Source organism: Burkholderia sp. 22088, from assembly GCF_052045915.1.
GTDB lineage: Bacteria > Pseudomonadota > Gammaproteobacteria > Burkholderiales > Burkholderiaceae > Burkholderia > Burkholderia cepacia.
This window is the reverse complement of sequence record NZ_JBQEPY010000005.1, coordinates 369,037-394,707: the sequence shown is the minus strand read 5'-3', so window position 1 is coordinate 394,707 and position 25,671 is coordinate 369,037. Positions and strand designations below refer to the sequence as shown.

The window sequence follows — 25,671 nt, the reverse complement described above, 5'->3', positions numbered from 1 at the left end:
ACGGCATTGCGGCGTCGAGCATGAGCGCGCTCCCTGCTCAGTCCCGGATTGGTATATGTATGGCAAATGCTACTGGGCACGCTGTTCGCCAAGCAATTGATGGATGTATTGTTGCAACCTAGGACGCAATTTCTTTTCCTGCTCCATCATCTTTTCGCGAAACTCCGGGTCAACATCAACCTTGCCCTTCTCGTACCTTGTCCACTCTTCAAAGCTTTTGCTCCCCTTCGACTCATTTGCCGGCGCACTGAGGCCAACAAAATTGTCCTCGTAGTTCAATACCTTTATCTGGTTCTCAACGGTCAAGTCCCAGAAGCCGTCCATGTTGGTGATTGCCTTATAGCTGACGATATGATCGGCATGGAGTCTTTGAGTGATCTTCATTCCCGATGAAGCCGGGAAAGCCGGGTCGTCCATCCCGAATCTGACGCCTTTATTCACCTTGTTGGTCAGGGCGGTTGTAGGGGTGCGCGTGCGTAAGTCGGTCTGCAGTTCCGATATATCCTTTTGCCTTCGTGCGATCCCGCTATTTATGCTGTCGCGCTCCACGATATGCGGTGCTTCCCACATGTTCCCGTGTTCGTCTTGAATGTGGGCATCCAGTTTGGCGAGCTTCACCTGCAGGTCCGCGATCTGTTCGTTGAGCGCTCGGATCTCCTTGTTCTTCCTTTCCTGAGCTTTATCTCGATCCGTCGTACCCGGATTCTCTTTACTCTCGCAATCGGGGCACTCGCTGGATGGCTGCCCCCCATGTTCTGGACACGCGTCCAGCCCCAGGACGTCTACTGCGACGAGCGGATTCGACGTGTACGCATACAGGTTGAGCCCTCCCGATTGTCCGGCGGGATCGGATTGCAGATAGCGCCCGAGGGCTGGACGGTATGATCGGAACCGGTTGTAGTGCAATCCGGTTTCAACGTCGAACCAATGCCCCGGCCAACGAGGATCGTACTCGATCGCATTACCCGTTACTACGCGAATCGAGCCGTAAGGCTCGATCTCTTCGGCGCGCCAGACAATCCGCGCCTTGTCGTCCTCGATCCACTCAGGCAGCCCGACCTGATTGCCGAAAACGTAGTATGCGTCGCCGGATTCCGGATCGGCGTCGCAGCTCGGGAAATCGATGAACATGAACGGCAGATACGACAGCTCATTCACATAGACGTAGATCCTCAATCTGCCGTCTGGGGCAACCTCCGCGGCCAGACGGTCGCTGTCCCAGAAGTACTGGGTGCGCGCTTGCCCCATCGTTTTTACGATACGCCGGCACAGGCCGTCATACTCGGCGCTCCAGATCTCCTGGCGATCGCTCCATTCGACCCGCGTCAGCAGATCGAGGCTATTGTAGTGATAGGTCGTACGACGGTTATGTTCGTCTATCTGCTCGGCAACGTGATTACGGCTGTTGTAGCGAAACGAACCGCACGCGGTGCTTAGAAGGCGGTTGCCCTCGGCATAGCGCATCCATTGGCACGTCGGCATCGACAAGAGGTTACCCCCGCGGTCGTACTCAAAGCGTCGAACGGTCCGTCCATCGCAAGTCTCGCCGACCAACCGGTGAGTGGCATCGTATTGGTATTCCGTTGTGCCGCGCGTGCTATCGATCACGGACCGCAACTCGCCCATCGCGCTGTACCGGTATTGCACGCTATGGATCTTTGTCGTGCCGCCCTCTGGCCAACTCAGCCTCCCGGTGCATCGACCGTCCGCATCAAACCCACACAGCACATTGGTGAGATTGCCAAGTCGAAGCAGTACCGTGCCGTCAGCTGCGCGCTGAAGACGATGCACGCGTCCACCCGGCGTATGAATCACGACTTCGCCTGCTGAACTCGCTTCGTAACGCACGACGAAGCGTCCGAAATAGGTCGTGCTCTCGAGACGTCCACCAACGAAGCTGTGCTCGATACCACGTCCATCACGCTTGTCGCATGTGCGGTGACCGTATGCGTCGTATGTGAGCGTGACATCGAATTTTTCCGTCGACGCCTTGGTAAAGTTGCCGCTATGGTCGTACGCGTAGGTATGCGTTTCGCCGCTCGCAAGGATGCGCTTGTTTTGCAAACCGTCCTCGCCCACCTCGTAACGCAGCAATGCGTTGCCGGCCCCATCGCGTTTTTCGATCAGCCGGTCGCCTACGTCGTGCAGGTAAGTCTCACGCACCACACCGTGCCGCGTGACGCTGATCATTCGACCTTTGAGGTCATACGCATAGGTGCTTTCGTTGCCGTTCGCATCGACGATAGCCGTGATTTCCTGCTTGTGCGAATACCGGTATCGCACGGTGTTACCTAATGGATCGGTCTCGCTATCGCGCAGGCTCCATGACGCGATGCCATAGTGGTGCTCGCGTCCGTCTTTGTCGCAGAGTTGCACAATATTTCCGGCGGCGTCGCGCCGGAACCGCTCAACTCCACCGCGTTCGTCTGTACGAGCAACGACTCGGCCCCTGGCATCATGCTGCTCGCTGGGAGAAAATGCGTTTTTCTGAAATAGCGATTCCGCAACTTTCTGTATTTCTGGCGGAAGCAGAACCGAATCTGTCAGCTCAGTAGGCTTGGCCTCTCCCCATTGCAGACCGAGCGGCGTAGCCGGTACGGTGTGCGCCAATGGGTTGGGTAAGGTCGGCGCTTCGTCTCTCGTCGGCCAGCGATTTCCCCAGCGGTCGATGCGTCCCGTGTTATTCCCGCGCCCGTCATAGAGCCAGCGCATCACGCGTCCGCCCGAATCGACCTCGCGAATGATTCGGCCGTCGTCGCCAGTCACGCGCTCGGTTGCCCCCCCATAAGGATCCATAATGCGCGTCACCGTCCGCGCCCCGTCGTACAGGAACGTCCACTTGCCGCCATCGGCACGCGTCACCATGGTGCGGCCTGGCTGGTAGTCGAGCACTACGTGCCACAGCCCGTCCTGGCCACTACTCTCAACGCAGCGGTCCTGGCTGTCGTATCGGTAAAAGAATGAGTAACCATTCGCGTCCGTTTCCCGGACCATCCGACACCGGTCGTCATACCCGTGCGACGTCACCGCGCCGAGGGAATCGGTAAATGCCGCCAGACATCCGGCCATGTCGTAACGGTAGCGAACGATACGCTTCGTCTCTCCGTGCGGGGCCGTGTGGTAAACCTCAACGATACGACCGCGGTCATCGTAGCTGAAGTCGATCAACTGCCGACGACGGCCAGGGCCTTCCACCTGGACGATGCGCATGAGTGCGCCGTTGCGGGCATATTCCAGCGTGCTCTCGACACCATCCCGGACATGGTTCACGACCCTGGCCACGCGGTCACCTTCGTTCGCACGCTCGAAAGTCATGTCACCGAGCCGGCCGTGACGGAGCACGAGGCGACGCTCGTCTTGCTGCTTCAGTTCGTAGCCGGCGAAGATGCCTTCGTAACGGCCGGCTGCATTCCGGCGAATCGGATATTCCCGGTTGAGCGCGTCGACATAGATTGCTCGTGTGCGCAGCAGACGCAACTCGTGCTGAAAGTTATGCCGGAATCCAAAGCCAAGTGCTCCATCCTGCTCATTCCAGCCGCTGCAGTAGTAGCGTTCCCATTTGAACGCGGGCGCAATCCTCGTTTCGAAGTCGACAAACTCATTCTCTGCGGTGCCCCTAACCACGTCGATGGGATGTCCATCCCTGCACGGAGCGGCTCCTTTCCGCTTGGCTGCCATTCGAGCTCGGACCTTCTTCCCGATCCCATGCTTCGCCCCATGCCACATCATCTGCGAGTCTGGCAGCGGAAACCCGCCGATCAACACCGTCGGGTTCCCCAGCAGCAATGTCCCCATGCTTGGTTCGATACCAGGGTCCTTGCCCATCAGGTTGCTGAGCATCATGAACGCGAGATCCGCGGCGGTCTGCGCGGCCATCATTGCCGCCGCGCCGATCTCCCCTTGAGACGCGTCATCAGCAGCAGTCGCCGCCCCTGACGCCGGCCCGAGCGCCGCGTTACCAACCGACCACGCCTTCCCTGCTCTCCCCAACGCTTTTGCCCGACCCGTCACCTGCGCCGCCTCGCTCGCCACCTCTTCGCTTTTCTCCGCAGCGCTCGCAGCCTTCCCACCGGACTTTCCGATATGCCCCATCGGGTTGCAGTGCCGCGTCATGTCGATTCCCATGCGCGCGGCACGCATTCCGCCGATGAACGTATTGCTCGACCCGGTCTGAATGTCGAAGTAAGGTGTCAATCCGCCGCAAGTCGGCGCATAGCCGATATCCAGCACGCGGGCGGCCGGAATACCGCCGATCAACACGCTCAAACAACCGCTACCGATCGTCAGGCCGACGCTGGGCAACGGAAAGCCGTTGCTCGGCGGATGGGCATGCGCATGCGGCGTGCCGAGATGAGGAACGCCGATCGTCGCAGCCGGCATCCCCGGCATTTTGTCGAGCAGCGGGATCTGCGCAATACCCGTATTGAGCAACTGCGACGGCATGCTCTGGACGGAGGCAAGCGCATTCACCGCCTCGCTGACATGGTGGATTGCGCCGCCTTCCGACGAGAACGTCTGCTTGAACGGATCGAAGGTCGACTTGACCGTACCGAGCAGCGAATCGCACGCGGTGTCGGTCCTGGATTCAGAAGGCGCGGTATGGCTCTCGGTGGGCTCGGACGCACGCGTCAAACGGCTTGCCGTTTCACTCACGGTCGTGCCCTCTCGTTTCCCGCCATTGTGTCGCGCATGCCCGGCGTCATGGCGCCCCGCAACCGGGCCATGTGCTGCGGATCCTTTTCGAGTTCGTACGCCCTCGCCTCGGTTTTCAGTCCGGCGTTTCCATAAAGCGATACGAGCCGATCGAGGAGGTTGATGCGCTGCCGTTCGCAGCCGAACTGCTCGCACAATCCCTTCGCGGCGATCCAGCTTTTCGCGGCTTCCGCCGCCTGCCCACATGCCAGCAACGCGACACCGCCCTTCTCCATCGCCTCGATCTTCGTGTGCACGAGCATCAGCCTGCCGGCTGCGCCGCTCGCCAGATCGAAATAAGTCGCCGCCTTTGCGTGCTCGCCGAGCGTGTTGCAACAGCCCCCCGTCGCCATCAACGCGTTGAGCACAACCATCAGATTCCGGCCATCGAGCGCTGCCGGCAATGCGCGCAGGTACCAGTCCTTCGCATCACGCGGCGACCCGTGGCGCAACGCCACGTCACCCAGTCCGTGCAACGCGACCGCGCAACCGGTCGAATCCTTCCGCTCCGCATGAAATGAAAAGAGCGCGTAGTACTTGCGCTGCGCGTCGGGCAGCCTGCCGTGCGCAAGGTCGATCCCGGCAATCTGCATCAAGGCGCCCATGCGCTGCTCGATCGGATGGGCCGCATCGTTTGCAATGTCGACCAGATGGCGGGTCGCCTTCTCTGACGAGAAATCGACCGGAAGAATCAGTACATGCTCGGCCTTTCTGTCGCGCGCAAGCGGAATCAGGCACGGATGCTTCCGGTCATCGCGGATGCAGAATCGATGTCCTTCCATCCATTCCTCAAAGCCGTTCAGCGCCAGGCATTGCAGCACCAGCTTCGCGAAGCCGCCGAAGTCGCCCATCGGCGACGGCAACCATGCCCATACGACCTTGGTGCCTTCCGGCATCAGCGTGCGAACGTGCATGACGGCATCGCGCAGCCGTGTCGCCGACGCGCGCCTCGGATCGGTGCAAGTCAGCGGCAATGGCGGCCAGCCTGTTTCGCCACGCTCGATGCGCGCGGCGCTCGCTTCGTCGATCTGACGTGCAAGCGCCTCCATGCATGTCCGCAAATACGCATCGGCGGAGTCGCACGGAAACGGAAAATTCAAAAAAACCGCATCGCCGACTCTTTCGTCGAGCGATTGCATCATCTTGAGAACCGGCACGACGTCGTTGTCGGTCGCTTCGATCAACAATGTCGGATCGTCGGGTTGATCGATGAACGCTTCGATCGACGACTCGATGGCGGAGAATTCACGATGCATGACGTCAGGTCGCCTCTCAGTTCAGGCGAACGTACCGGCTGCGCACGACGGTGTCCGCTTCGGTCCGGATATCGACACCACCTCGCCCGCCCTCCAGTTCGAGGGTTTGCGCGCTCAGCCGCAGCTTGCCGGCAACTTCGATATTCACATTCCGGTTCAGCAGCGTCACGACAGGCCCGTCAGGCGATGCCCGTACCTGCAGCAGCGGGCAGCCCGATGCATCCTCGATCTGCACGCACTTGTCGGTTTCAAGCGAAAGTGTCATCGCGGGTTCGACCGCCGGTTCGACCGGTTCACCGTGCCCTTTGCGCGTCAGCAGCCCGGCGATCAGGTACTCGGGCCAGTTCGCAGGCGATTGCAGTAACACGCGATCGCCGATGCGCGGCTTCACGTCGGCCACACATTCGAGCCAGCGTTCGTGTGTGGTGTCGTCCTGCAATGTCCACTTCACGCGAATGAGCCCCATCGCGTCGGGATGATGCGTATCGGTCACTTCGCCGATCATCGTCGACGATTCGCGACTTTCGGCAAGCGGTGTGCGATCCGGCGTTGCATCGTTGGCGAACAGCCTGCGCAACGCCTCGACCGTCTCCGCTTCGAGCGCTTCGTCGACCATCATCTGGTCCGATTCGTTTTCCATCGAATGTCTCCCATGCTCCGAATGCAATCGGGCAGCCGGCAGGCTGCCGGTCGAAATCAATTGATGTGGGCAATCGTTCCCTGGATCGTCACGCCGGATCCGTCGAGCGTGATGGAACCGCCGCCGGTCGACAGGACAATCCTCGTCGCGGTGACATTGACGTTGCAACTGGCCTTGCCGTTGTCGATGTTGACCGTCGGCGCCTGTAGATTGGCGGTCGACTTTCCGGAAAGATTGAGATCGTTTTCGCCGTAAATCGTCACACCCGGGGCATAGCCCGCAATGTTGACGCCCTTGCCGTATCCGGCGATGGCCACGCCGCCACCCTGGCCGCTGATCCCAACACCGGTATCGCCTCCTGTTCCGCCGATGGAGACTCCGACGTTGTCCTTGTTGATCGACATGCCACTCTTTCCTGAACCCATGTCGATGTATTGGCCTGCTGCCAATGACGAGACTTTGGCTACGTCGACAGAATGGCTCCCCGTATTGACCTTCGTCGCATACGACCCGGTACCGACGACATGCGTGCTGTTCCCCTCGACGAAGACGTCATGCGTACCGGTGACAACGGCGAGGTTGTGATTCCCCTTCGTCACCGTATGCGAACTGTTGCCATCGACCGACACGCTGCGGTTCCCCGTCACCCCATGCGTCTCGTTCGCCCCGATCTGCGCGACCCGGTTCTGCCCGATATTCACCGTCTCGTTCTGCCCCACGCTCCGTTGCCGGTTGTTCTTCACCTGCATCGTTTCGTCGTTCCCGACCGTATGCGTATGGTTGTTCCCGACGGAAAGCGAATGATCGAGTTCCGTCTCCGCATCGAAATTCCGTTCCGCGTGCATCCAGAGCTGCTCGGCGCCCTTCTTGTCCTCGAACCGGAACGCATTCGCATGCTCGGTCGTCCCGCCCGGTGACGAGCGCGACAGCAACCCGCTCTGCGTCGCGCTCCCCGGCAGCCCCCACGGCGGCATTTTTTCGCCGTTGTAAACCCGCCCGGTCACGATCGGCTCGTCCGGATCGCCGTTCAGGAAATCCACGACGACCTCGTCGCCCACCCGCGGAATCTGCACACCACCGAATCCACCACCCGCCCAAGGGCTCGACACCCGCACCCAGCACGACGAATCCTGATTGCTTTGCCCATACCGATCCCACCGGAACTGCAGCTTCACGCGCCCGTATTGATCGGTCCAGATTTCCTCCCCCGGCGGCCCGACCACGGTGGCCGTCTGCGGCCCGTTGGTGCGCGGCCGCGGCGTGTCGCGCGGCGACCGGTAAGGCAGGCTCGACGGTTGCACGAGCATCATCGTCTGATGCACCACGGCCTCTGCGCCCTGATCGCTCGCATACGCGTTCTCCTGGAAGCGGTACTGGCACCGCACGATCAGGTATTCGCGGTTCTGGTCGGCGCGCGGGCATCGTTCGAGCGTGAACAGGTAACCGGGCGCGACACCGCGCACATCGGTATCGGCGCTCGCCCGCTCATGCTCGGCCTGCTGCTCCTCGAGCCGAACGCGGCTGTAATGTGCGCCCGGCGCATCGTCGCGATAGCCGCCCGGCCACTCGAACGACGCAAAACTGTCGTGATCGTGCCCACGCGGATCGACCTTCTGCGACGAAAGGTCGGCGCGCGGCTTCGTATAGTCGTAGTCGGTGGTCTGGTGCCGGCCGACGCTCACTTCCTGCGCGGGCAGCCATCCGTCGATGCGCTCCTCGTCGGCGATCGCGGTGCGGTCGCGCGCAATGTACGGAATCGTCTCGTAGCCGGGCAGCGCCGTGTGCGACGACATCGCGTCGCCCAGCATCAGCGTATGCGTATCCTCGGCATGCCTGAACCAGAAGTAGATCCCCTCGAACTCCATCAGCCGCGACACGAACGCGGCGTCGGTCTCGTTGTACTGCACGCAGTAATCGCGCGGCACGTACGTCTCCGCCAGGTGGCTCTCGATCGGAAAGCCGTACGTCGACAGGACCTCCTGCACGATCTCCGGCACGGTCTTGTTCTGGAAGATCCGGCAATCGGAGCGGCGCGTCGCGAGCCACAACCAGGGCCGCACGATCAGCTCGTAGCCGTAGTACCGCTCGGCGCGCCGGCCGGCGAGCGACGCGCGCGCCACGATGCCGTTCAGGTAGCGCGTCGACAGGTCCTGCTGTTCGATCCGGACCGTCACGGGCTTGCCGAGCATGTCCTTCAGCGACAGGCTGTGACTGTCGGCGAGCGCCTCGATCCGGAATTCGAACAGCCGGCCGAGTTCGTCGCTGCCGTCGAGCGTATGGAACTTGAGGTCGTCGCCGTGCGGGCTGTCGAGTGTGAATACGCGATTCAAATCGCCTCCTCCTCGTCGAACCGGTATGCGAATTCGCCGTCGGCCGCGCCCAGCTCGATTGACGACAGCGTGCGGCCCTCGAGCGTCGCCTGCAGGATCGCGCGGCCGATGCGCGGCATCACGGTATGCGTGAGGATCGCGTCGACCATCCGGCCGCCGGACTCGATCGTCCGGCAGCGCTCGACGACCAGCGCGGTCGCCGCGTCGGTGCAGCGCAGCCGGATGCCGTGATGCGCGTCGATCCGTTGCTCGATCCGCCGCAACTGCAGGGCGACGATCCGCGCAAGCGTCGCGTCGGTGAGCGGGTAGTACGGCACGACGGTCAGCCGGCCGAGCAGCGCGGCGGGAAACACGTCGAGCAGCGGCGCGCGCAGTGCATCGGCGAGCGTCTGCACGTCGGGCAGGCGCTCGGAATCGCGGCACAGCTGCATCACGCGATCGGCGCCGACGTTCGACGTCAGCAGGATCACCGTATGCCGGAAATCGATGTCGCGCCCCTCGCCGTCCTCCATCCAGCCCTTGTCGAATACCTGGAAGAAAATCTCGTGCACGTCGCGGTGCGCCTTCTCGATCTCGTCGAGCAGCACGACGCTGTACGGGCGCCGGCGCACGGCCTCGGTGAGCACGCCACCCTGCCCGTAGCCGACATAGCCGGGTGGCGCGCCCTTCAGCGTCGACACGGTATGCGCCTCCTGGAACTCGCTCATGTTGATGGTGATCGCGTTGTGTTCGCCGCCGTACAACGTGTCGGCCAGCGCGAGCGCGGTTTCGGTCTTGCCGACGCCGGACGGCCCGCACAGCAGGAACACGCCATGCGGTTTCTTCGGGTCGTCCAGCCTGGCGCGCGCGGTCTGGATGCGCTCGGCGATCAGTTCGACCGCATGCTTCTGGCCGACGACGCGTTCGCCGAGCGTATCGGCGAGCTTCAGCACGGCCTGCGTTTCGTCGCGCACCATCCGGCCGAGCGGAATGCCGGTCCAGTCGGCGACGACGGCGGCCACAGCGTGCGTGTCGACGGCGGGCAGCACGAGCGGCGCATCGCCCTGCAGGTCGGCCAGCGCCTGCTGGGCGGCCGACAGGCGGGCTTGAGCGGCGCCGCGCGCGTCGGCGTCGAGCACGTGCGACGGGTCGTCGTCGAGCAGCAACGCGCGGGCATCGACGATCGCCGTCAACGCGTCGCGTTCGGTCTGCCAGCGCGTGTCGAGCCGGTCGAGTTCGGCCCGGGCGGTGGCGATGTCGTGATCGATCGCATCGCGCCGCGCGGTGTCGCCGGTGCCGAGCGCGCATTCGCGTCCGATCCGCTCCTGCTCGACGCGCAGGCTGTCGATGCGGCGGCGCGCATCCTCGATCGGCGCGGGCACCGCGTGCTGGCTGACGGCGACGCGCGCGCAGGCCGTGTCGAGCAGGCTGATCGCCTTGTCGGGCAACTGGCGGGCGGGAATGTAACGGTGCGACAGCGTGACGGCGGCCTGCAGCGCGTCGTCGAGCACGAGCACGCGGTGATGCGCCTCGAGCTTTCCGGCCAGGCCGCGCAGCATCGTCAGCGCGGCCGCCTCTTCCGGTTCGTGCACGTGCACGAGCTGGAAGCGTCGCGTCAGCGCCGGGTCCTTCTCGATGTATTGCTTGTACTCGGACCACGTGGTTGCGCCGATCGTGCGCAGCAGGCCGCGCGCGAGCGCGGGCTTCAGCAGGTTCGCGGCGTCGCCGGTGCCGGCGGCCCCGCCCGCGCCGACGAGCGTGTGGACTTCATCGATGAACAGGATCGCCGGCCGCTCGGACGACATCGCCTCGTCGATCACGCCGCGCAGCCGGCTCTCGAACTCGCCCTTCACGCTCGCGCCGGCCTGCAGCAGCCCGATGTCGAGCAGGTACAGCGCGACGTCGCGCAGCGACGGCGGCACGTCGCCGGCGGCGATCCGCAGCGCGAAGCCTTCCGCAACGGCCGTCTTGCCGACGCCGGCCTCGCCGACCAGCAGCGGGTTGTTCTGCCGGCGCCGCAGCAGGATGTCGACGATCTGGCGAATCTCGGCGTCGCGCCCGATGACCGGGTCGATCTCGCCGGCGCGCGCGCGGGCGGTCAGGTCGACGGCGAAGCGTGCGAGCGCCGGGCCGTCCGAAGCACCGGCCGCGCCGCGCATCGCCGTGCCGCCGCCCGGCGTCGCTTGCCCGGCCGGCGGCGCCTCGGGCGAGCCTTCGACGATCGATTCGAGCGCGTCGGCGAGCACGTCCGGCACGATGCGCTCGAATTCGCGCGTGATCGCCAGCAGCACGTTGCGCAACTGCGGCGTCTTCAGGATGGCGAGCAGCAGCACCGCGCCGCGAATGCGGGTCGCGTCGTACTTCAGCGTCGCGTATACCCACGCACGTTCGACGGCGTCGTCGATATGCACGGACAGATCCGACACCGAGCCCGCGCCGCGCGGCAGCTTGTCGAGCGCGGCGACGAGCCCGCGGTCGATCGCGGCGTCGTCGATCGCGAAGTGGCGCAGCACGCGCTGCAGGTCGCCGTCGGGCCGTTGCAGCATCTGCTTGAACCAGTGCGCGAGCTCGACGTACGGATTGCCGCGCAACCGGCAGAAGCCGGTCGCCTGCTCGAGCGTCTCGTAGAGGAACGGATTCAGTTTTCCGAACAGGTTGACGCGGCCGATATCGGACATGACGGTTCCCGTTTAGGCGGTTTCGCGATGAAGGAGTGCGCCGGCGCGCCGCACGTCGTAGCGGACGACGAGGTCGCGCGCGGGGCCCGGTTCGAGCCGCTGCCCGAGCCACGCGGTGCGGCCGATGCCCTGCGGCGCGCCGAGCGCGATCGCCGGCACTGCGTCGGCCGCCAGTTCGAGCTGCACGTCCCAGTCGAACTCGATGCCGACGTATTCGCGCACCCATGACGCGAGCTGCCGGGCATGCGGGCCGCCCGGCAGGAAGCGGCGGTACGCGTCGAGCGACAGCGGGCCGAGCACGATCCGGAAGCGCGACTGCGCATCGCGCACCGCGATGCCGAGCGCGACGGCGCCCAGCCGCAAGGTCGGCCGCGTCGCGCGGATCGTGCAGCGCTGCGACCGCTCGATCGCGACCCATTGCGGCACGTGCTCGACGATGCGGGCCTCGACACCGAAATGCCGGCGCAGGATCTGCACGAGCCCTTCCGGGTTGCGCGTGTGCCGGACGAGATGGCCGGCATGGAAATAACGCGCATGCGGCGCGAGCGTGTCGGCGTCGGCATGCGCGGCGGGCTTGTCGTCGTGCGCCGCGCGCCCGATCAGGCTCGCGACATACCCGTCGAAGCGCGCGCGTTCCGGGCGATCGAGGCTCACCGTCGGCTGCGCGTCGGCCCACGCGCGGTAGAACAGCAGGATCAGCCGGTGATGAAACAGGTCGGCGAACGCGGCAAACGTCGGGTCGTCGTGCTGTGCGGCGCGTTCGTACGCGTATTCGGTCAGGTGTGTCGGCAACGGCCCGTTCGGGCCGAACAGCCCGAATCCGTGAATCGCAATGCGCGGCGGCACGGTGCCGTCGTCGGTCACGCCGGCGAGCATCGACGCCGCGAACGCGAGCGACGGTTGCTGCCCGAGCCGCACCGGCTCGTCGCGCGGCCGCGTGGCATGACCGAGCGGCGCGCGGCCGGGCGACAGCGCATCGAGCCAGCGCAACGCCTGGAACAGGTCGTAACCGTGCGGCGCGGCACGCAGGCGCGCCCACCACGCGTCGCGGCGTGCGGCTTCGGTGGCCGTTCCGGCACGCGGAGACATGTCGCGCGTCATATCGCGGGCCGCCTGCCGACACGCGCCGGCCAGTGCGCGAGCGTGCCGCGCTGCGCGCTGGTCAGCACGCATTCGGCGAACGCGTTGATCGACACGTGGCGCGCGAAGAACTGTTCGAGCACCGCGCCGAGCAGGAACGGGCTGTCGCCGGAGAACGCATGGTCGTCGACGGTCACGTCGACCTGCACGCCACGCCCGAACATCAGGGGGCCGGACGCCGGCAGCCGGCGGAACACCGGCGAGAACGCCACGCGCAGCACGCCGTCGATCTGCCGGCGCATCGCGGCATCGGCCGGGTCGGCATGCAGGCCGAGCAGTTCGCGCAGCGCATGCGCGCCCTCGTCGTCGTCGAGATCGGTCAGCGTGTGACGTGCGAGCCCGAGATGGCGGATCAGCCGCCACGCAGTTTGCGCGTCGGCGATTGGCGGGCGCGGCCGCGACGGCCCGCGGATCGCGACGATGCTGTCGACCGGGGCCGACACGCGCAGCGTGAACGTGTTCGCATCGCCGGGCGGCTGCAGCAGCACGAGGTCGCGGTTCGTGCACAGCGTGTCGGCCGCCAGGTAGCGCATCGTCTCGTCGTACGGCGCGCACTGGCTGTCGACGAGCGACACGTAGGTCTCGCTGCCGACGTAACCGGTGCGCGTGCCGTTCGCGCGCGCCTGGGCGGAGACGAGCCGTGGTTCGCGCCGCACCGTGTAGTACGCGCCGTGGTTGCCGTCGTCGCCGGCGAACGACGCGTGAAACGGCCGGAATTCACGCGACTGGCCGTCGTCGCGCTGCTCGCTCGCGAGGCGCTGCACCGCATAGACCTCGTAGTCGAGCGGCCGGCTGCGATCGACGACGACATGGTGTTCGCGCGCCCCCGGCTGCAACTGAATGCGATCGGCGCGGCGCGCGAACAGGTTCACGGCCGGCGTGCAGTTCAGCGCGAGGTGGCGCGCGCTGACGGCCGCCTCGAGCGCCGCGTCGTGGCGGTCGAACAGCACGGTCAGTTCGAACTCGTCGCCGGTCGCGCGAGCGAGCGCGGCACGCAGCCCGCCGATGCTGAAGAACAGGAAACGCGCCGGAAACGCGAAATACTCGCGCAGGAGCCGGTAGCCGTGGAAGCTGCGGCCGTCGTCGGGCAGGATCGCCTGCGCGGGATCGAAACCCTCGTGGACGATCGCGTCGGCATCGAGCGTATGCAGCCAGCGCGGCGGCTGCGCCGGATCGTGGCACACGACGCCGAGCGCATGCGCGGCGATCAGTTCGAGCAGGTGCAGCGCGTCGCGCTCGGGGCCCGCGAGATGGAACGTCAGCCGGTCGAGCGGCAGTTGCGACAATCTGGCGCCGCCGCGCGCCTTCAGCCGGATGCGCAGCGCACCGCGCACGTCCTGCCGTGCGGCGACGACACCGCGCGGCAGCCACGACGGTGCGCCGGTGACGCTCGCATCGGTCAGTTCGAGCGGCCACAGCGTCAGGTCGTGCGCGGTACGGAATTCGCACGCGGTCTGCTCGGACGCGGCCGGCCGTGCACGCAGCGCCGTGCCGGCCGGCAGCCGCCAGCCTTGCGCGAGGCTGCCTTCGTTCAGCATCGGCGCGAACCGCACGATCGCCATCGACGGCAGCGGCGCGACATAACCGGGATACACGGCATCGAGCAGCGCCTGCGTGAAGCGCGGAAACTCGGCGTCCATCTTCAACTGCACGCGCGCGGTGAGGAAGCTGAAGCCTTCGAGCAGCCGCTCGACGTATGGGTCGGGCGGTCCCGATTCATTGAGCCGCAGCCGCGCGGCCACCTTCGGGAACTGCTGCGCGAATTCGCCGCCGAGCTCGCGCAGGTACGCGAGTTCACGGTTGTAGTAGTCGAGCAGGCGCGTATCCATCGCGTCAGGCTCCCGCCACGGATTGCAGCGACATCGCGCCCGTCTCGAGATCGAGGTCGGAGCGCAGCACGAATTCGAGCGGATGCGGGATCGACCACAGCGTGCCGCGAATCTCGAACAGCAGCACGTTGTGACGCCGTTCGCCGGCGCGGCCGCCCGGCGCATCGGTCACGCTGCGGACGTCGATGCTGTCGGGCGCGATGCGCGGCTCGAAGCGCACGATCGCGTCGCGGATCGACGCCTCGACCGACATCCGCTCGACACCCGACATCGGCTTGCCGACGAGCGGCCGCATCCCGTAGTTGAGCACCGACGCCTGCGCGTGCGCGAACGCCGACCAGTCGACGAAACCGTCCTCGGCGTTGCGCGTGTTGAGCAGCCACGCGAGATCGCGCAGCACGGCCGCACGCAGGCGTTCGGTGCCGATCCACTGCGCGCCGGGCGCTTCGCTCGCGCGCTGCGGCGTGTCGTCGGTGAGCCGGTCGAGCAGCGCGGGCTGAAGCCGGTCGCGCAGGTTGCCCTCCCGGCCGTCGCGGGTTCGCGGGTCGTCCATGGTCGTCTCCGCGCCGTCACATCTCGGTGTTTTCCTTGATGTTCCAGCCGACGGTCACCTCCGCGCCCTTGCCGCCGTTGTCGTTCTGCTGCCAGTACTGCTTCTTCACCTTCGCGGCCTGGAAGCCGTAGTGCATCATCAGCCGGTCGGCGACGTCGCCCGGATCGATCCCCGCGACCTGCGCGGACGTGACGAGCACCTCCTGCAGCGTCACGCGCATGAACTCGACCTGCGTGCCGCCCGTCTTGCACGCGGAGATCTCGACCGACGACAAATGCTTGCCGTTCGCGCAATTCTTGATGATCGCGGGTGCCCCCTTGTCCATGTACGCGGCGACGACCAGATCGTTGAAGCTCGCCTTGCCCGCGTTGCCGCCGCTGCCGCTCGCCATGGCGCCAGGCTGGCTCGCGCCCCACGTGAACGACTGGATGTCGGTCCAGCCCTTGTGCTGCGCGTCCGCCGATTCGCCGGTCACGCCGTCCACCTTCATAAACATTGCCACGCCCATAACCGTCTCCGTTTCAGTGCGATGTCAGGATGAATGCCGCGTTGAAGTCCGATCGTTGCATGCGCCGCCGCTCATTCGTTGGCCGCCTTCGCGGTCGGCAGCCGCGAGATGAGCCGCAGCGACACGGTGAGCCCTTCCAGCTGGTAATGCGGCCGCAGGAAGAATTTCGACGTGTAGTAGCCGGGGTTGTCCTCGACCTCGTCGACGACCACCTGCGCGGCCGCGAGCGGCTTGCGCGCCTTGGTTTCCTGCGACGAATTGACGGGGTCGCCGTCGACGTAGTTCATGATCCAGTCGTTCAGCCAGCGCTCCATGTCGTCGCGTTCGCGGAACGAGCCGATCTTGTCGCGCACGATGCACTTCAGGTAATGCGCGAAGCGGCAGCACGCGAACAGGTACGGCAGGCGGCCGGACAGGCGCGCGTTCGCGGTTGCGTCGGGATCGTGATACTCGGCCGGCTGGTACAGCGACTGCGCGCCGATGAACGCCGCGAAATCCGAGTTCTTCCGGTGCACGAACGGCATGAAGCCGTTCTTCGCGAGTTCGGCCTCGCGGCGGTCGCTGATCGCGATCTCGGTCGGGCACTTCTGGTCGACGCCGCCGTCGTCGGTCGGGAACGTGTGGCTCGGCAGCCCTTCGACCGCCCCGCCCGATTCGACGCCGCGGATCGACGAACACCAGCCGTACTGCTTGAACGAGCGGTTGATGTTCGCGGCCATCGCGTACGCCGAGTTCGCCCACGTGTAGCGGTCGTGGTTCGCGGCGTCGGTGTCTTCCTCGAAGTCGAATTCGTCGACCGGGTTGGTGCGCGCGCCGTACGGCAGCCGCGCGAGAAAGCGCGGCATCGCGAGCCCGATGTAGCGCGAATCCTCCGATTGCCGCAGGCTGCGCCACGCCGCATATTCGGTGTTCTGGAAGATCTTCGTCAGGTCGCGCGGGTTCGACAGCTCCTGCCACGAATCCATCTGCATCAGCTCGGGCGACGCGCCGGCGATGAACGGCGCGTGCGCGGCCGCCGCGATCTTCGACAGCTCGCCGAGCATCTCGACGTCGGGCGGGCTGTGGTTGAAATGGAAATCGCCGACCAGGCAGCCGAACGGCTCGCCGCCGAACTGCCCGTATTCCTCTTCGTAGATCTTGCGGAACAGCGGGCTCTGGTCCCACGCGACGCCCTTGTAGCGTTTCAGCGTCCGCGCGACTTCGTTGCGCGACGCCGGCAGCGCCTTGATCTTCAGCAGCTCGTCGGTCTCGGTGTGCGTGACGAGGTAATGCAGCCCGCGCCACGCGCCTTCGAGCGTCTGGAACTCGTTGTGATGCAGGATCTGGTTGATCTGCTCGGACAGCTTGCGGTCGATCTCCGCGATGATCTGCTTCACGCTGCCGTACGCGTCGGTCGTCATGCCGACCGTATGTTCGAGCGCCTGCTGCGCGAGCGTGCGCACCGCGCGCTCGACCGATTCGCGCGCCTCGGCCGTCTTCGGCTTGAACTCCTTCTGCAGCAGCGCCGCGAATTCGTCGTGCGCGACGGCGGGTCGCGCGGCATCGCGCGCGTCGACGCGGGACTGGACAGGATCATTCATCGCGGGCCTCCGGTTGGGTCGCGTCGCCGCTCTGCGTGCTCGCGTGCGGTTCGCGCACGAGCGTCTTCAGCAGGTCGGGATCGTTGATCGCGCGTTCGATCAGTTGCTCGGCACCGTGCTTGCCGTCCATGTACGACAGCAGGTTCGACAGCTCGGTGCGCGCCTCCAGCAGCCGGCGCAGCGCGTCGACGTTGCGTGCGATCGCGGCCGGCGAGAAATCGTCGATCTGCTCGAACGTCATGTCGACGTTGAGCATCCCTTCGCCCGTCAGCGTGTTCGGCACCTGGAACGCGACGCGCGGCGCGACCGATTTCATCCGCTCGTCGAAGTTGTCGACGTCGATCTCGAGAAACTTGCGCTCCGGCAGGTCCGGCAGCGGCTCGGCACGCTTGCCCGCCAGGTCCGAAATCACGCCCATCACGAACGGCAGCTGCACCTTGCGTTCGGCGCCGTAGGTCTCGACGTCGTACTCGATCTGCACGCGCGGCGCCCGATTGCGCGCGATGAACTTCTGTCCGCTGCCCGCCGCCTTGGTTCTGTCCGTCATCGTCCACTCCTTCACATCGATCAGGTTGCGCAGTCCGTCGTTGCCGCCCGCATGGCGGTTCCTTTCGTTCGGTTCATTCGTTTGATTCTTTTCATTCGCTTCGCTCGCCGCTCAGCAGGTCCAGCTTCGCGAGGCTCTCCGGCGCGAGATCGCGGATGATTTCGTAGAAGTCGAGCGCGAGCAGCCGCTGCGCGCGCCGCAGCAGCAGCGGCGCCGGGTGGCTCGGTTCGTGCTGTTCGAAATAGCGGCACATCTTGTCGAGACCGATGCGCACGTCGTCGCGGCTCGTGATGTCGGCTTCGCGCCACGCGTGGGCGTTCGGCATCGGCGTCGACGCGGCGGGTGCCGAGACGGCCTGCGATGCGTCGCCGGGAACGGCCTGCTGCGTGTCGGGCGACACCGGTTGCGGCTCGGGTAGCGGCACCTCGCGTACGATCCGCCGCAGCGCCCTCTCCGCGTCGCCTTCGTCGGGTGCCCATTCGCGGCCCAGCTTGTCGGTCACGCACGCGCGGATCGCATCCAGCGCGTGCAGTGCCGCGCGCGCCGCGTCGAGCGGCGTCGTGCCGTCGCCCGACGCGGCCGACAGCGCGACCAGCAGGCTTTCGCGGCTGCCGGCTACGGGGCTGCCGGTATCGTCGCGGCCGTCCAGCAGCCGTTCGGCGTCGCGCACGCTCGGCCCGCCTTCGAACAGCGGCTGGCGGCGCGCCGCGCGCGCGCAGTCGTGTGCGCCGGCCACGTCGGCGAGCGCGTTCATCCGCGGTGTCGGGTCCGGTTCGCCGTCCGCGTCGAGCCGCGGATGCAGGGCGTCCCAGCGGCGCTCGAGCAGGTTCGCGACGAGCGCGAGCGCGTCCGCATAACCGGGGATACCGTGCTGCTCGGTCCAGCTTCGCGCGAGACAGGCGATCACGCGCAGGTCCTTCGTGCGCGCGGACAGCGCCAGCGCGAGCCGCTCGACCGCGCGCCAGTCGGGCGCCTCGGCCGGGATCACGGTGTCGCCGTATTGCTGCTCGGCGCGCGGCGTCGCACGCTCCTGCAACTGCAGGAACTCGGCGTCGTATTCGAGGTTCGCGCCGCACGGCGCATCGGGCGCGACATCCGCGAGCAACGGGCCGATCAGGCCCGCGCGCGGCGTCGCCGGGATGCCGGGCGGCACCGCGGAAAATGCGGCGGCGGCCAGCGCCGCCTGGCTGACGTCATTCGAATGCATAGTCGATGTTGACCGGTTTGCTGCCGAAATCGATCGCCACGGTGCGGTGCAACGGCGGCAGCGAGCCGTTGCGGATTTCGATCACGTAGACGCCCGGCGTCAGCGATACCGAACGCAGCGGCGGGCTCGCGCCGCGCCGCGCGCCGTTCACGTAGACATCGCCCCATGGCCGCACGTTGAAACGCACCTGCACGGTTTCCTGCGCCTTCGGCGCACGCGGCTGTTGCTCGGCGGGCAGCGCGGTCACGGCGGCGACGGCCGTCTGGCTGTCCGGCGGTTTCGGTGCCGGGGATGGCGTCGTCACCGGCGGTACGGCGGCTTCCGACGGCGGTACGTTGACGACGCGCTCCGACGCGTCGAGGCTGCCGGCGGGCGCGATGGCGGGGCTGGCGCCGGCCGGCGGCGGGGCCGTGTTGGTCACCGTGGTCGCAACCTGCGGCGCGGGCGCGGCGGCCTCGACGGCCGGCGTGCTGGCAGGCTCGGCGGCGACGCGTGGCGGCGGAACCTGGGCAGACGATCCGGCCGGCAGGCTGGACGGCGGCACGACGATCGGCGTCGGCCCCTGCTGGGCCAGTGTGGCAGCCGGCGTGCTCGCGGGCGGTGACGTGCCGGCCTGCGGCTGGCTCGCGACGGGCGCGGGCTCGTCGGCCACGCGGGCGGGACGCGACAGATAGGTCGCGGCGAGCCCGACGGCGATCAGCGCGACGACCGCGCCACCTGCGTAGACAGGCAGCCGGCGCTTGCGCGATCCGGCGGGGGCCTGGCCGTGCTGGGCGCCGGGCGGTACGGAAGCGCCGCCTGACGACGCTGACGACGATGCGGCGGGATACGGCGCGGTCGTACTGGCGGCACCGGCACCGGCACCGGCACCAGCGCCTTCAGCCGCGAACGCGTCCGCCTTCCCAGAACCCGCCGCACCACGCGCGCCGATGTCCGTATCGCGTCTTGCGGATCGCGCGCCGGTTTCGTCGTGCGGGTCGGTGCGTGCAGCGGCCGGTTCTTTCGCGCGTTCGACGTCTCCATTCGGCGCATCGGATTCAACCGGTTTCGCGGCCGGCCGGGACGCATGCGATGCGGACGCTGCGAGCGCTCCCGCAGCCGCCGTGGCGGCTGCGCCGTGCGTGGCCGCTTTCAACGTTGGAGACACATCATCGGTTTCCGGCTTGCCGTCCGACACACCGGGCGATGCGGATACCGTGTCCGTAGGCGTCGACACAGGGCCTGCACCCGCCTGCGTCGGCGGCGCAGCGCCACCCGAAGCGGCCCCACCCGCACCGATCGAAGTCGCGGCGGCAGCCGACGCGGTCCCGGCCTCGACAGAAGCCGCCCCCTTGTCTCCCCCGCCCCTGCCCGCATCGCCCACGGGCGGCACGGCGGGCGCGCCATACCCGCTGCCCGTCCGGTCGAAGTCCCGCAACCCGAGTTCCGCCGCGAATGCCGCGACCGATTCCGGCCGGTCCGGAATCCGCAACTGCAGCGCATGATCGACGGCCGCGAGAAAAGCCGGGCTGTACACCTCGCCGGCCGGCAGTTCACGCGACGCGAGCGGCCGGTAGGTGTCCTTGATGCTGCGCACGACGGCCGCGGGCGGCAACTCGCCGGTGATCATCGCGTGCATCACCGCGCCGAGCGCATAGAGATCCGTCCACGGCCCCTGGCTGAACGCGGGATCGTCGGTGTATTGCTCGATCGGCGCGTAGCCGGGCTTGATCATCATCGCGCCGTCGTCGACCAGATCGCCGATCCGTTTGCGCGCCGCGCCGAAGTCGAGCAGGATCGCGCTGCCGTTCGGGCGGATCAGCACGTTGTCGAGCGCGACGTCGCGATGAAAGCACTGCGCGCGATGCAGCGTGTCGAGCGCGCCGAGCAGCGCGCCGACGATGTTGCGCAGCTGCGTCTCGCTGATCCGCATCCCGCCGTCGAGCAGCTGCTTGAGCGTGCGCCCCTCGTAGAACGGCATCACCATGTACGCGGTGCCGTGGCTTTCCCAGAAATGCAGAACCTTGACGAGCCCCGGATGGTCGAATTGCGCGAGCAGGCGCGCTTCGTTGAGGAACGCGCCGCGCCCCGCGTCGAATGCCTGCGCGAACCGCTCGGAGCGCAGCGACACCGTATAGTCGCCGCCGCGCGTGGCCAGCATCGACGGCATGTACTCCTTGATCGCGACCGCGCGCCGCAACGTGCGGTCGAACGCGCGATAGACGATCCCGAAGCCGCCGATGCCCAGCACCTCGTCGAGCTGCAATTCGCCGAGGCGATGGCCGAGCGGCAGCGGCCGCACCGTGAATTCGGATGCGTCGCCGCGTGTCGCCGTGTCGTGCTCGTTGTCTCTCGATCCAGCGTCCTTCATCTCCACCACCTCTCGAAACCGCGTCCTTTCCGCCCGCCGCCGCGCCCGGCGGCCCGCCGTCCTTCTGTCCGGCCGCTAACCGCCGCCGAACAGCGTCAGGAACAGCGCGTTGTCGGGCGTGCCCGTGTGCGCGTGCGTGCGCAGCGGCGATCCGTCCGCGCGGTTGGTCCACCAGAAGCTGGTGCCGCCGTGCGGATCGAAGTAACCGGACAGCCCCGGCCACGCGGCCGGTGCCGGCCGCTCCGGCAGCGGCGCCGGCGTGCCGTCGACGATGTCCGCGTGCCTGTCGACGCCCGGCGCGAGCCGCACGCGTTCGAGCGTCCGCTCGAGATCGCCCGGCGCGCGGGCATGGCGGATCGCGTCGAGCAGCGCCTGTCCGACCTGCCAGTAGAACGCGTCGGCGGCGTCCGGCAGCCCGTTCCAGTAATCGGCCGCACGCATCGGCAGCGTGACGATCACCGGGTAGTAGCGCCCCACGCGGTCGCAGCTCGGCGCGAGGCAGCCCGGCTGCACGCACGACGCGCCGGCGCCCGCCGGGATCAGGAAATTCCAGACCGGCGCGACCGTGTAATGGCGCTCGATCTCGTCCGCGCCGCGCTGGCGCATCGCGGCCATCCCCTGCTGGAGCCAGCGCTCCCACCACAGCGCGAGCGCATGCGGCAGCCGGCTGTTCACGAAGTCGCCGGCGCCGGGAATCTTCCCGTACCAGGCCGGCGCATCGCCGTCGGTACGCGTGAACGGCGGTGTCGGGCTCATGGCTTCGGAGGGCATGTAAAGGACTCCATCTGGGGCAGCCTGAACGGGTTGCGGACACTGCCCGCATTCACTTGCAGCACGACCGGTTTGCCGTCGACCGTGAAGCGCGCAATCATCTGGTCGGAGCCGCGCCCGGCCGATACGGCCGCGCGGTCGAACAGCCGGTGCAGCGCCCACGGCCCGTCGGTCGAGAAGCCGTCGGTCGCGCCGGCCTGCCCCGACACCTGCAGCCGCACCTGGTTGCTGCCGCGCGGGCCCGGCCAGTCCACCGCGCTCTGCACGAGCGGGCCGTGCGCGTAGCGGACGATCTGCCCGTCGACGTCGAGCACCATCTCCGTGATCGACGGGTCCATTTCGAGCGGCTGGATCTGCACCTTCAACTGCGCGGTGCGCGCACCGCCGCCGAAATAGGCGTCGCGGATCACCGCCGCCTTCTCGAACGACGCCAGCATCGCGGCGGCCGACGGATCGGCGTCCGCATTGCGGTTCGCGAAGCGCCACGGGTGCGACGTCGTATCGACGATCGACTGCAGGTTCTTCTGGAAGAAGTCGTCCATCAGGCCGCCGGGTGCGAACATCTGCGCGAAATCCGCTGGCGCGACGTCGCGCGACGATCCGCGCGCGAACGGATAACGCCCCGCGATCGCCTGCCGGCAGAAGTCGCCGACGTTCGCGCCGGCCCGCGTCGCGACGCTGCGCTGCTCGACGGTCGCCACGCTGCCGTTCGCGACGTTCGACAGGTCGTCGAGCACATCGCGGAACGGCGTCGGCAGGCGGCCGGCCTGCGCGCGCAGCTTCGCCGGCGCGTCGGACGGCGGCGGCTGCGCGCCGCTCCTCAATGCGTCGTCGGTGGCCGTCAGGTAGGTGTACAGCGCGTCGATCGACTTCAGCACGTCGTTGAACGCCTGGGCCTGGTCGCCGCTGCCCGGCGCGAACGCGCGCAACCCGGCGAAGTGGCTGTCGACGATCTGCTCGGCGCTCGCGGGCGCTGCCGCGGACGTGTTCGCATCGCTTCCCTTGCTCGCGAAGATCTGCGACAGCGAGCTGCGCGCCTCGTCGACCTTGTCCTGCGCGCGCGTGGCGAGATTGCGCGCCCCGCCGCCCGGTGCATCGCCGAGCGCCGTGTCGCGCGCGAGCGCGACCATCAGCCGCGTGAGCGGTGAATCGGCGGACGACAGCGCGCGTGCCACCTGGATGCTCTGCGCGAGCGTCGCGGTGCGCTGCAGCTTGATGTCGGCGAGATAGTCGTCCCAGATCTTCAGGTAGTCGTTCAGGTACAGCTGGCGGATATCGCGGGCCCACGCGGCCGCGTCGTTCGGCCCGGGAATCTCGGAGAGCCCGAGGTTCAGCACCCACACTTCCTCGCGCCCGTAGGCCTCGACCTCGCCGGCCAGGCGCGGCGCGAACACGTTGCGATAACCGTTGCGCGTATAGAGGCCCGGCACGCCTTCCGACAGCGGCTTGCCGCCCTGGCGGCGGAACACCAGCGACGCGTCCGGGCCGACCGCGCGCGCGACGCTGAAGTCGAACGCGGCGGTGGCCGGCCGCAGCGTCATTGTGAGCTGCCGGTACAGCCGCTGCGAGAACGGCACCTGCCGCAGCCGGTCGCGCACGTCGGCCACGAGCCGCTCGTTCATCGGATACGGCGACACCGCGACGCGGCCGCCGAACAGCGCGGCGAGATGCGCACGCAGCGCGGTGCGTTCGGCCGGCGAGAAATCGGGCGGCAGCGCGCGTTCCATTTCGAGATCGACGACGGCCTGCACGAACGCGGGATCGTAGTGCGCGCTGTCGTACAGCATCAGGTACGCCTTCAGCGCCGCATACGCGAATTCGGTCTCGTCGGGCCGCGCGTCGTGCAGCGCGGCCTCCATCCGGCTCGCGGCGATCGGCAGCAGCACGTCCTCGAGCGCGCGCCGGTACACGGCGTCGACGGCCTCGTCGATCTTCTCGCCCTGGAACAGCCCCCACCGGTACGCGAGCGGCGGATGCTGCAGGTCGACGCCGCCGGTATTCGCGAGGCCGCCGAGCGCGTCGAGCACGGGCAGCAGGCGGGCGACGTCGGCCGCATCGGAGAATTTCGCGCCGGCAATCTGCGCATCGACGGCCGGCACGCGCGCGCCGATCTGGTCGAGATACGCGCGATTGTTCGAATAGCTGCGCAGCCAGGCGACCAGCACGGCCACGCACACCAGCGCGAGCAGCACGTAGCCGGCGATCTGCAGCACGCGCCGTTTCTGATGCCAGCGCAGGTCGCTGCCGGCGAGCGACGCTTCGCGGAAGATGTGCTCCTGCAGCAGCGACTTCAGGAAGAAGCTGCGGCCGGTCGAGCCGACCTGCGCGACCGGCGGCACGCCCTCGATCTTCAGGAAGCGCTTGATGCCGCTCATCACGCGATCGAACGCGGTGCCCTCCTGCGTGCCGCTCGTCAGGTAGACGCCGCGCAGCATCGGCATCGGTTCGTAGCTCGACACGGAAAACACCTCGGCGACGAACTGGCCGAGCATGTCCTGCAGGTCCGCGATCTGCTGCGGCAGCAGGTACGTCATCTCGCGCTGGCGCGCGTCGGTCTGCGCGGCGAGCAGTTCGGGCAGCCCGTCGTTCAGCCGCTGGTGCAGCAGCCGGTATTCGCGGTCGAATGCCGCACGCAGGTCGAAACCCGGCGCCTCGCTTTGCGCGAGCGGGAACGTGAAACCCCACACCTGCGCGCATTCCGCGCGGCCGTAGTTGCCGAAATACTCGGCGAAGCCCGCGAGCAGGTCGGCCTTCGTCACGAGCAGGTAGACGGGAAAGCGGATGCCGAGCTGCGCACGCAGTTCGAGCAGCCGCTTGCGCAGCACCATCGCGTGCTGCGTGCGCTCGGCCTCCGACGCGCCGAGCAGGTCGGCCACGCTGATCGTCAGCATCGCGCCGTTCAGCGGCTGGCGCGTGCGGTACTTCTTCAGCAGGTCGACGAAACCTTTCCATTCGGCCTCGTCGAGCGCACGGTTGCCTTCGTGCGTCGTATAGCGGCCGGCCGTGTCGATCAGCACCGCGTCGTTCGTGAACCACCAGTCGCAATGCCGCGTGCCGCCCACGCCGCGAATCGCCGCGCGGCCGAACTGCTCGGCGAGCGGAAAACTGAGCCCGGAATTCACGAGCGCGGTGGTCTTGCCCGAGCCTGGCGCGCCGATGAACACGTACCACGGCAACTGGTACAGATACTGGCGCGACATCCGGTCGAACCAGCGCGGCAGGCCCTTGCGCACGGTGTCGGCCTGCCCGAAGCGGACCTTCTTCAGCAGCGTCGCGGCTTCGTCGAAGCGGCTGCGCAACTCGTCGAGCTGCGCTTTCGCCGGATCGTCGGCGGTGGCCGGCCCGGGCGCCGCTTCGCGCAGCTGGTTCAGCAACTGCGCGTTGAGCCGGCCGGCGCGCCAGCTGCGCCACGCGACGCGCGCCCCCCACGCGACGAACAGCACCGCGATCGTCAGCCCGCGCGCCCAGCCGCTTTCGAGCGGGCGGACCTCGGCGAACGCGAACAGCGGGCCCGCGAGCCACACGAAGCACGCGAGCACGACGAGACCGGCGAAGGTCCAGATCTCCCGCGACGGCAACGGCCGGACGAAACGCGCGACAGCCTGGTTCAT

Annotated in this window: 15 protein-coding genes; all 15 read right to left on the bottom strand. The window is 67.2% G+C overall.

What is annotated here, in order from left to right; all coding sequences use genetic code 11:
* Positions 1–69: 69 nt before the first annotated feature.
* Positions 70–4,653: an RHS repeat-associated core domain-containing protein gene (locus ACTJLD_RS12495; protein ID WP_440658888.1), complete on the bottom strand. Its 4,584-nt coding sequence runs from the start codon at positions 4,651–4,653 to the stop codon at positions 70–72.
* Positions 4,650–5,876 (bottom strand): hypothetical protein, encoded by a 1,227-nt coding sequence (locus ACTJLD_RS12490; protein WP_440658886.1) that lies wholly within the window; start codon positions 5,874–5,876, stop codon positions 4,650–4,652. Before ACTJLD_RS12490 ends, ACTJLD_RS12495 begins: the two co-directional genes overlap by 4 nt.
* A gap of 88 nt (positions 5,877–5,964) precedes the next feature.
* Positions 5,965–6,588, bottom strand: coding sequence for a hypothetical protein (locus tag ACTJLD_RS12485; RefSeq protein WP_059484905.1), 624 nt, complete (start codon positions 6,586–6,588; stop codon positions 5,965–5,967).
* A 56-nt stretch (positions 6,589–6,644) separates the two neighbouring features.
* Positions 6,645–8,918, bottom strand: coding sequence for a type VI secretion system Vgr family protein (gene tssI / locus ACTJLD_RS12480; protein ID WP_334003370.1), 2,274 nt, complete (start codon positions 8,916–8,918; stop codon positions 6,645–6,647).
* Positions 8,915–11,575 (bottom strand): type VI secretion system ATPase TssH, encoded by a 2,661-nt coding sequence (gene tssH, locus ACTJLD_RS12475; protein ID WP_440658884.1) that lies wholly within the window; start codon positions 11,573–11,575, stop codon positions 8,915–8,917. The genes tssI and tssH overlap by 4 nt, the downstream gene beginning before the upstream one ends.
* A 12-nt stretch (positions 11,576–11,587) precedes the next feature.
* Positions 11,588–12,664, bottom strand: a complete 1,077-nt coding sequence (tssG, locus tag ACTJLD_RS12470; RefSeq protein ID WP_440658883.1) for a type VI secretion system baseplate subunit TssG — start codon at positions 12,662–12,664, stop codon at positions 11,588–11,590.
* A gap of 8 nt (positions 12,665–12,672) precedes the next feature.
* Complete coding sequence (gene tssF / locus ACTJLD_RS12465) at positions 12,673–14,544, bottom strand: type VI secretion system baseplate subunit TssF (protein ID WP_124838467.1); 1,872 nt, start codon at positions 14,542–14,544, stop codon at positions 12,673–12,675.
* A gap of 4 nt (positions 14,545–14,548) precedes the next feature.
* A complete protein-coding gene (tssE, locus tag ACTJLD_RS12460; protein WP_060085287.1) occupies positions 14,549–15,097 on the bottom strand; it encodes a type VI secretion system baseplate subunit TssE in 549 nt (182 codons plus the stop codon).
* A 16-nt stretch (positions 15,098–15,113) separates the two neighbouring features.
* On the bottom strand, positions 15,114–15,605 hold the full coding sequence (locus ACTJLD_RS12455) for an Hcp family type VI secretion system effector (RefSeq protein WP_027791618.1): 492 nt from the start codon (positions 15,603–15,605) through the stop codon (positions 15,114–15,116).
* A gap of 71 nt (positions 15,606–15,676) precedes the next feature.
* Entirely contained in the window at positions 15,677–17,185 is a 1,509-nt protein-coding gene (gene tssC, locus ACTJLD_RS12450; RefSeq protein ID WP_060085286.1) for a type VI secretion system contractile sheath large subunit, read from the bottom strand.
* A complete protein-coding gene (gene tssB, locus ACTJLD_RS12445) occupies positions 17,178–17,732 on the bottom strand; it encodes a type VI secretion system contractile sheath small subunit (protein ID WP_059694813.1) in 555 nt (184 codons plus the stop codon). Before tssB ends, tssC begins: the two co-directional genes overlap by 8 nt.
* Positions 17,733–17,823: 91 nt before the next feature.
* Complete coding sequence (gene tssA, locus ACTJLD_RS12440; RefSeq protein WP_440658881.1) at positions 17,824–18,939, bottom strand: type VI secretion system protein TssA; 1,116 nt, start codon at positions 18,937–18,939, stop codon at positions 17,824–17,826.
* Positions 18,926–21,289 (bottom strand): protein kinase domain-containing protein, encoded by a 2,364-nt coding sequence (locus ACTJLD_RS12435; protein ID WP_440658880.1) that lies wholly within the window; start codon positions 21,287–21,289, stop codon positions 18,926–18,928. Before ACTJLD_RS12435 ends, tssA begins: the two co-directional genes overlap by 14 nt.
* Before the next feature lie 75 nt (positions 21,290–21,364).
* The gene (tagF, locus tag ACTJLD_RS12430) at positions 21,365–22,060 is read right to left on the bottom strand and encodes a type VI secretion system-associated protein TagF (RefSeq protein WP_063623160.1); all 696 of its coding nucleotides are present in this window, start codon (positions 22,058–22,060) and stop codon (positions 21,365–21,367) included.
* Positions 22,042–25,671, bottom strand: coding sequence for a type VI secretion system membrane subunit TssM (gene tssM / locus ACTJLD_RS12425; RefSeq protein ID WP_440658879.1), 3,630 nt, complete (start codon positions 25,669–25,671; stop codon positions 22,042–22,044). The genes tagF and tssM overlap by 19 nt, the downstream gene beginning before the upstream one ends.

What these genes read in the sequence shown, in the direction of transcription:
- ACTJLD_RS12485 (WP_059484905.1), bottom strand. Translation starts at nt 6,588, where the DNA reads ATGGAAAACGAATCGGACCAGATGATGGTCGACGAAGCGCTCGAAGCG.
- tssH (WP_440658884.1), bottom strand. Translation starts at nt 11,575, where the DNA reads ATGTCCGATATCGGCCGCGTCAACCTGTTCGGAAAACTGAATCCGTTC.
- tssG (WP_440658883.1), bottom strand. Translation starts at nt 12,664, where the DNA reads ATGTCTCCGCGTGCCGGAACGGCCACCGAAGCCGCACGCCGCGACGCG.
- tssF (WP_124838467.1), bottom strand. Translation starts at nt 14,544, where the DNA reads ATGGATACGCGCCTGCTCGACTACTACAACCGTGAACTCGCGTACCTG.
- tssE (WP_060085287.1), bottom strand. Translation starts at nt 15,097, where the DNA reads ATGGACGACCCGCGAACCCGCGACGGCCGGGAGGGCAACCTGCGCGAC.
- ACTJLD_RS12455 (WP_027791618.1), bottom strand. Translation starts at nt 15,605, where the DNA reads ATGGGCGTGGCAATGTTTATGAAGGTGGACGGCGTGACCGGCGAATCG.
- tssC (WP_060085286.1), bottom strand. Translation starts at nt 17,185, where the DNA reads ATGAATGATCCTGTCCAGTCCCGCGTCGACGCGCGCGATGCCGCGCGA.
- tssB (WP_059694813.1), bottom strand. Translation starts at nt 17,732, where the DNA reads ATGACGGACAGAACCAAGGCGGCGGGCAGCGGACAGAAGTTCATCGCG.
- tssA (WP_440658881.1), bottom strand. Translation starts at nt 18,939, where the DNA reads ATGCATTCGAATGACGTCAGCCAGGCGGCGCTGGCCGCCGCCGCATTT.
- ACTJLD_RS12435 (WP_440658880.1), bottom strand. Translation starts at nt 21,289, where the DNA reads ATGAAGGACGCTGGATCGAGAGACAACGAGCACGACACGGCGACACGC.
- tagF (WP_063623160.1), bottom strand. Translation starts at nt 22,060, where the DNA reads ATGCCCTCCGAAGCCATGAGCCCGACACCGCCGTTCACGCGTACCGAC.
- tssM (WP_440658879.1), bottom strand. Translation starts at nt 25,671, where the DNA reads ATGAACCAGGCTGTCGCGCGTTTCGTCCGGCCGTTGCCGTCGCGGGAG.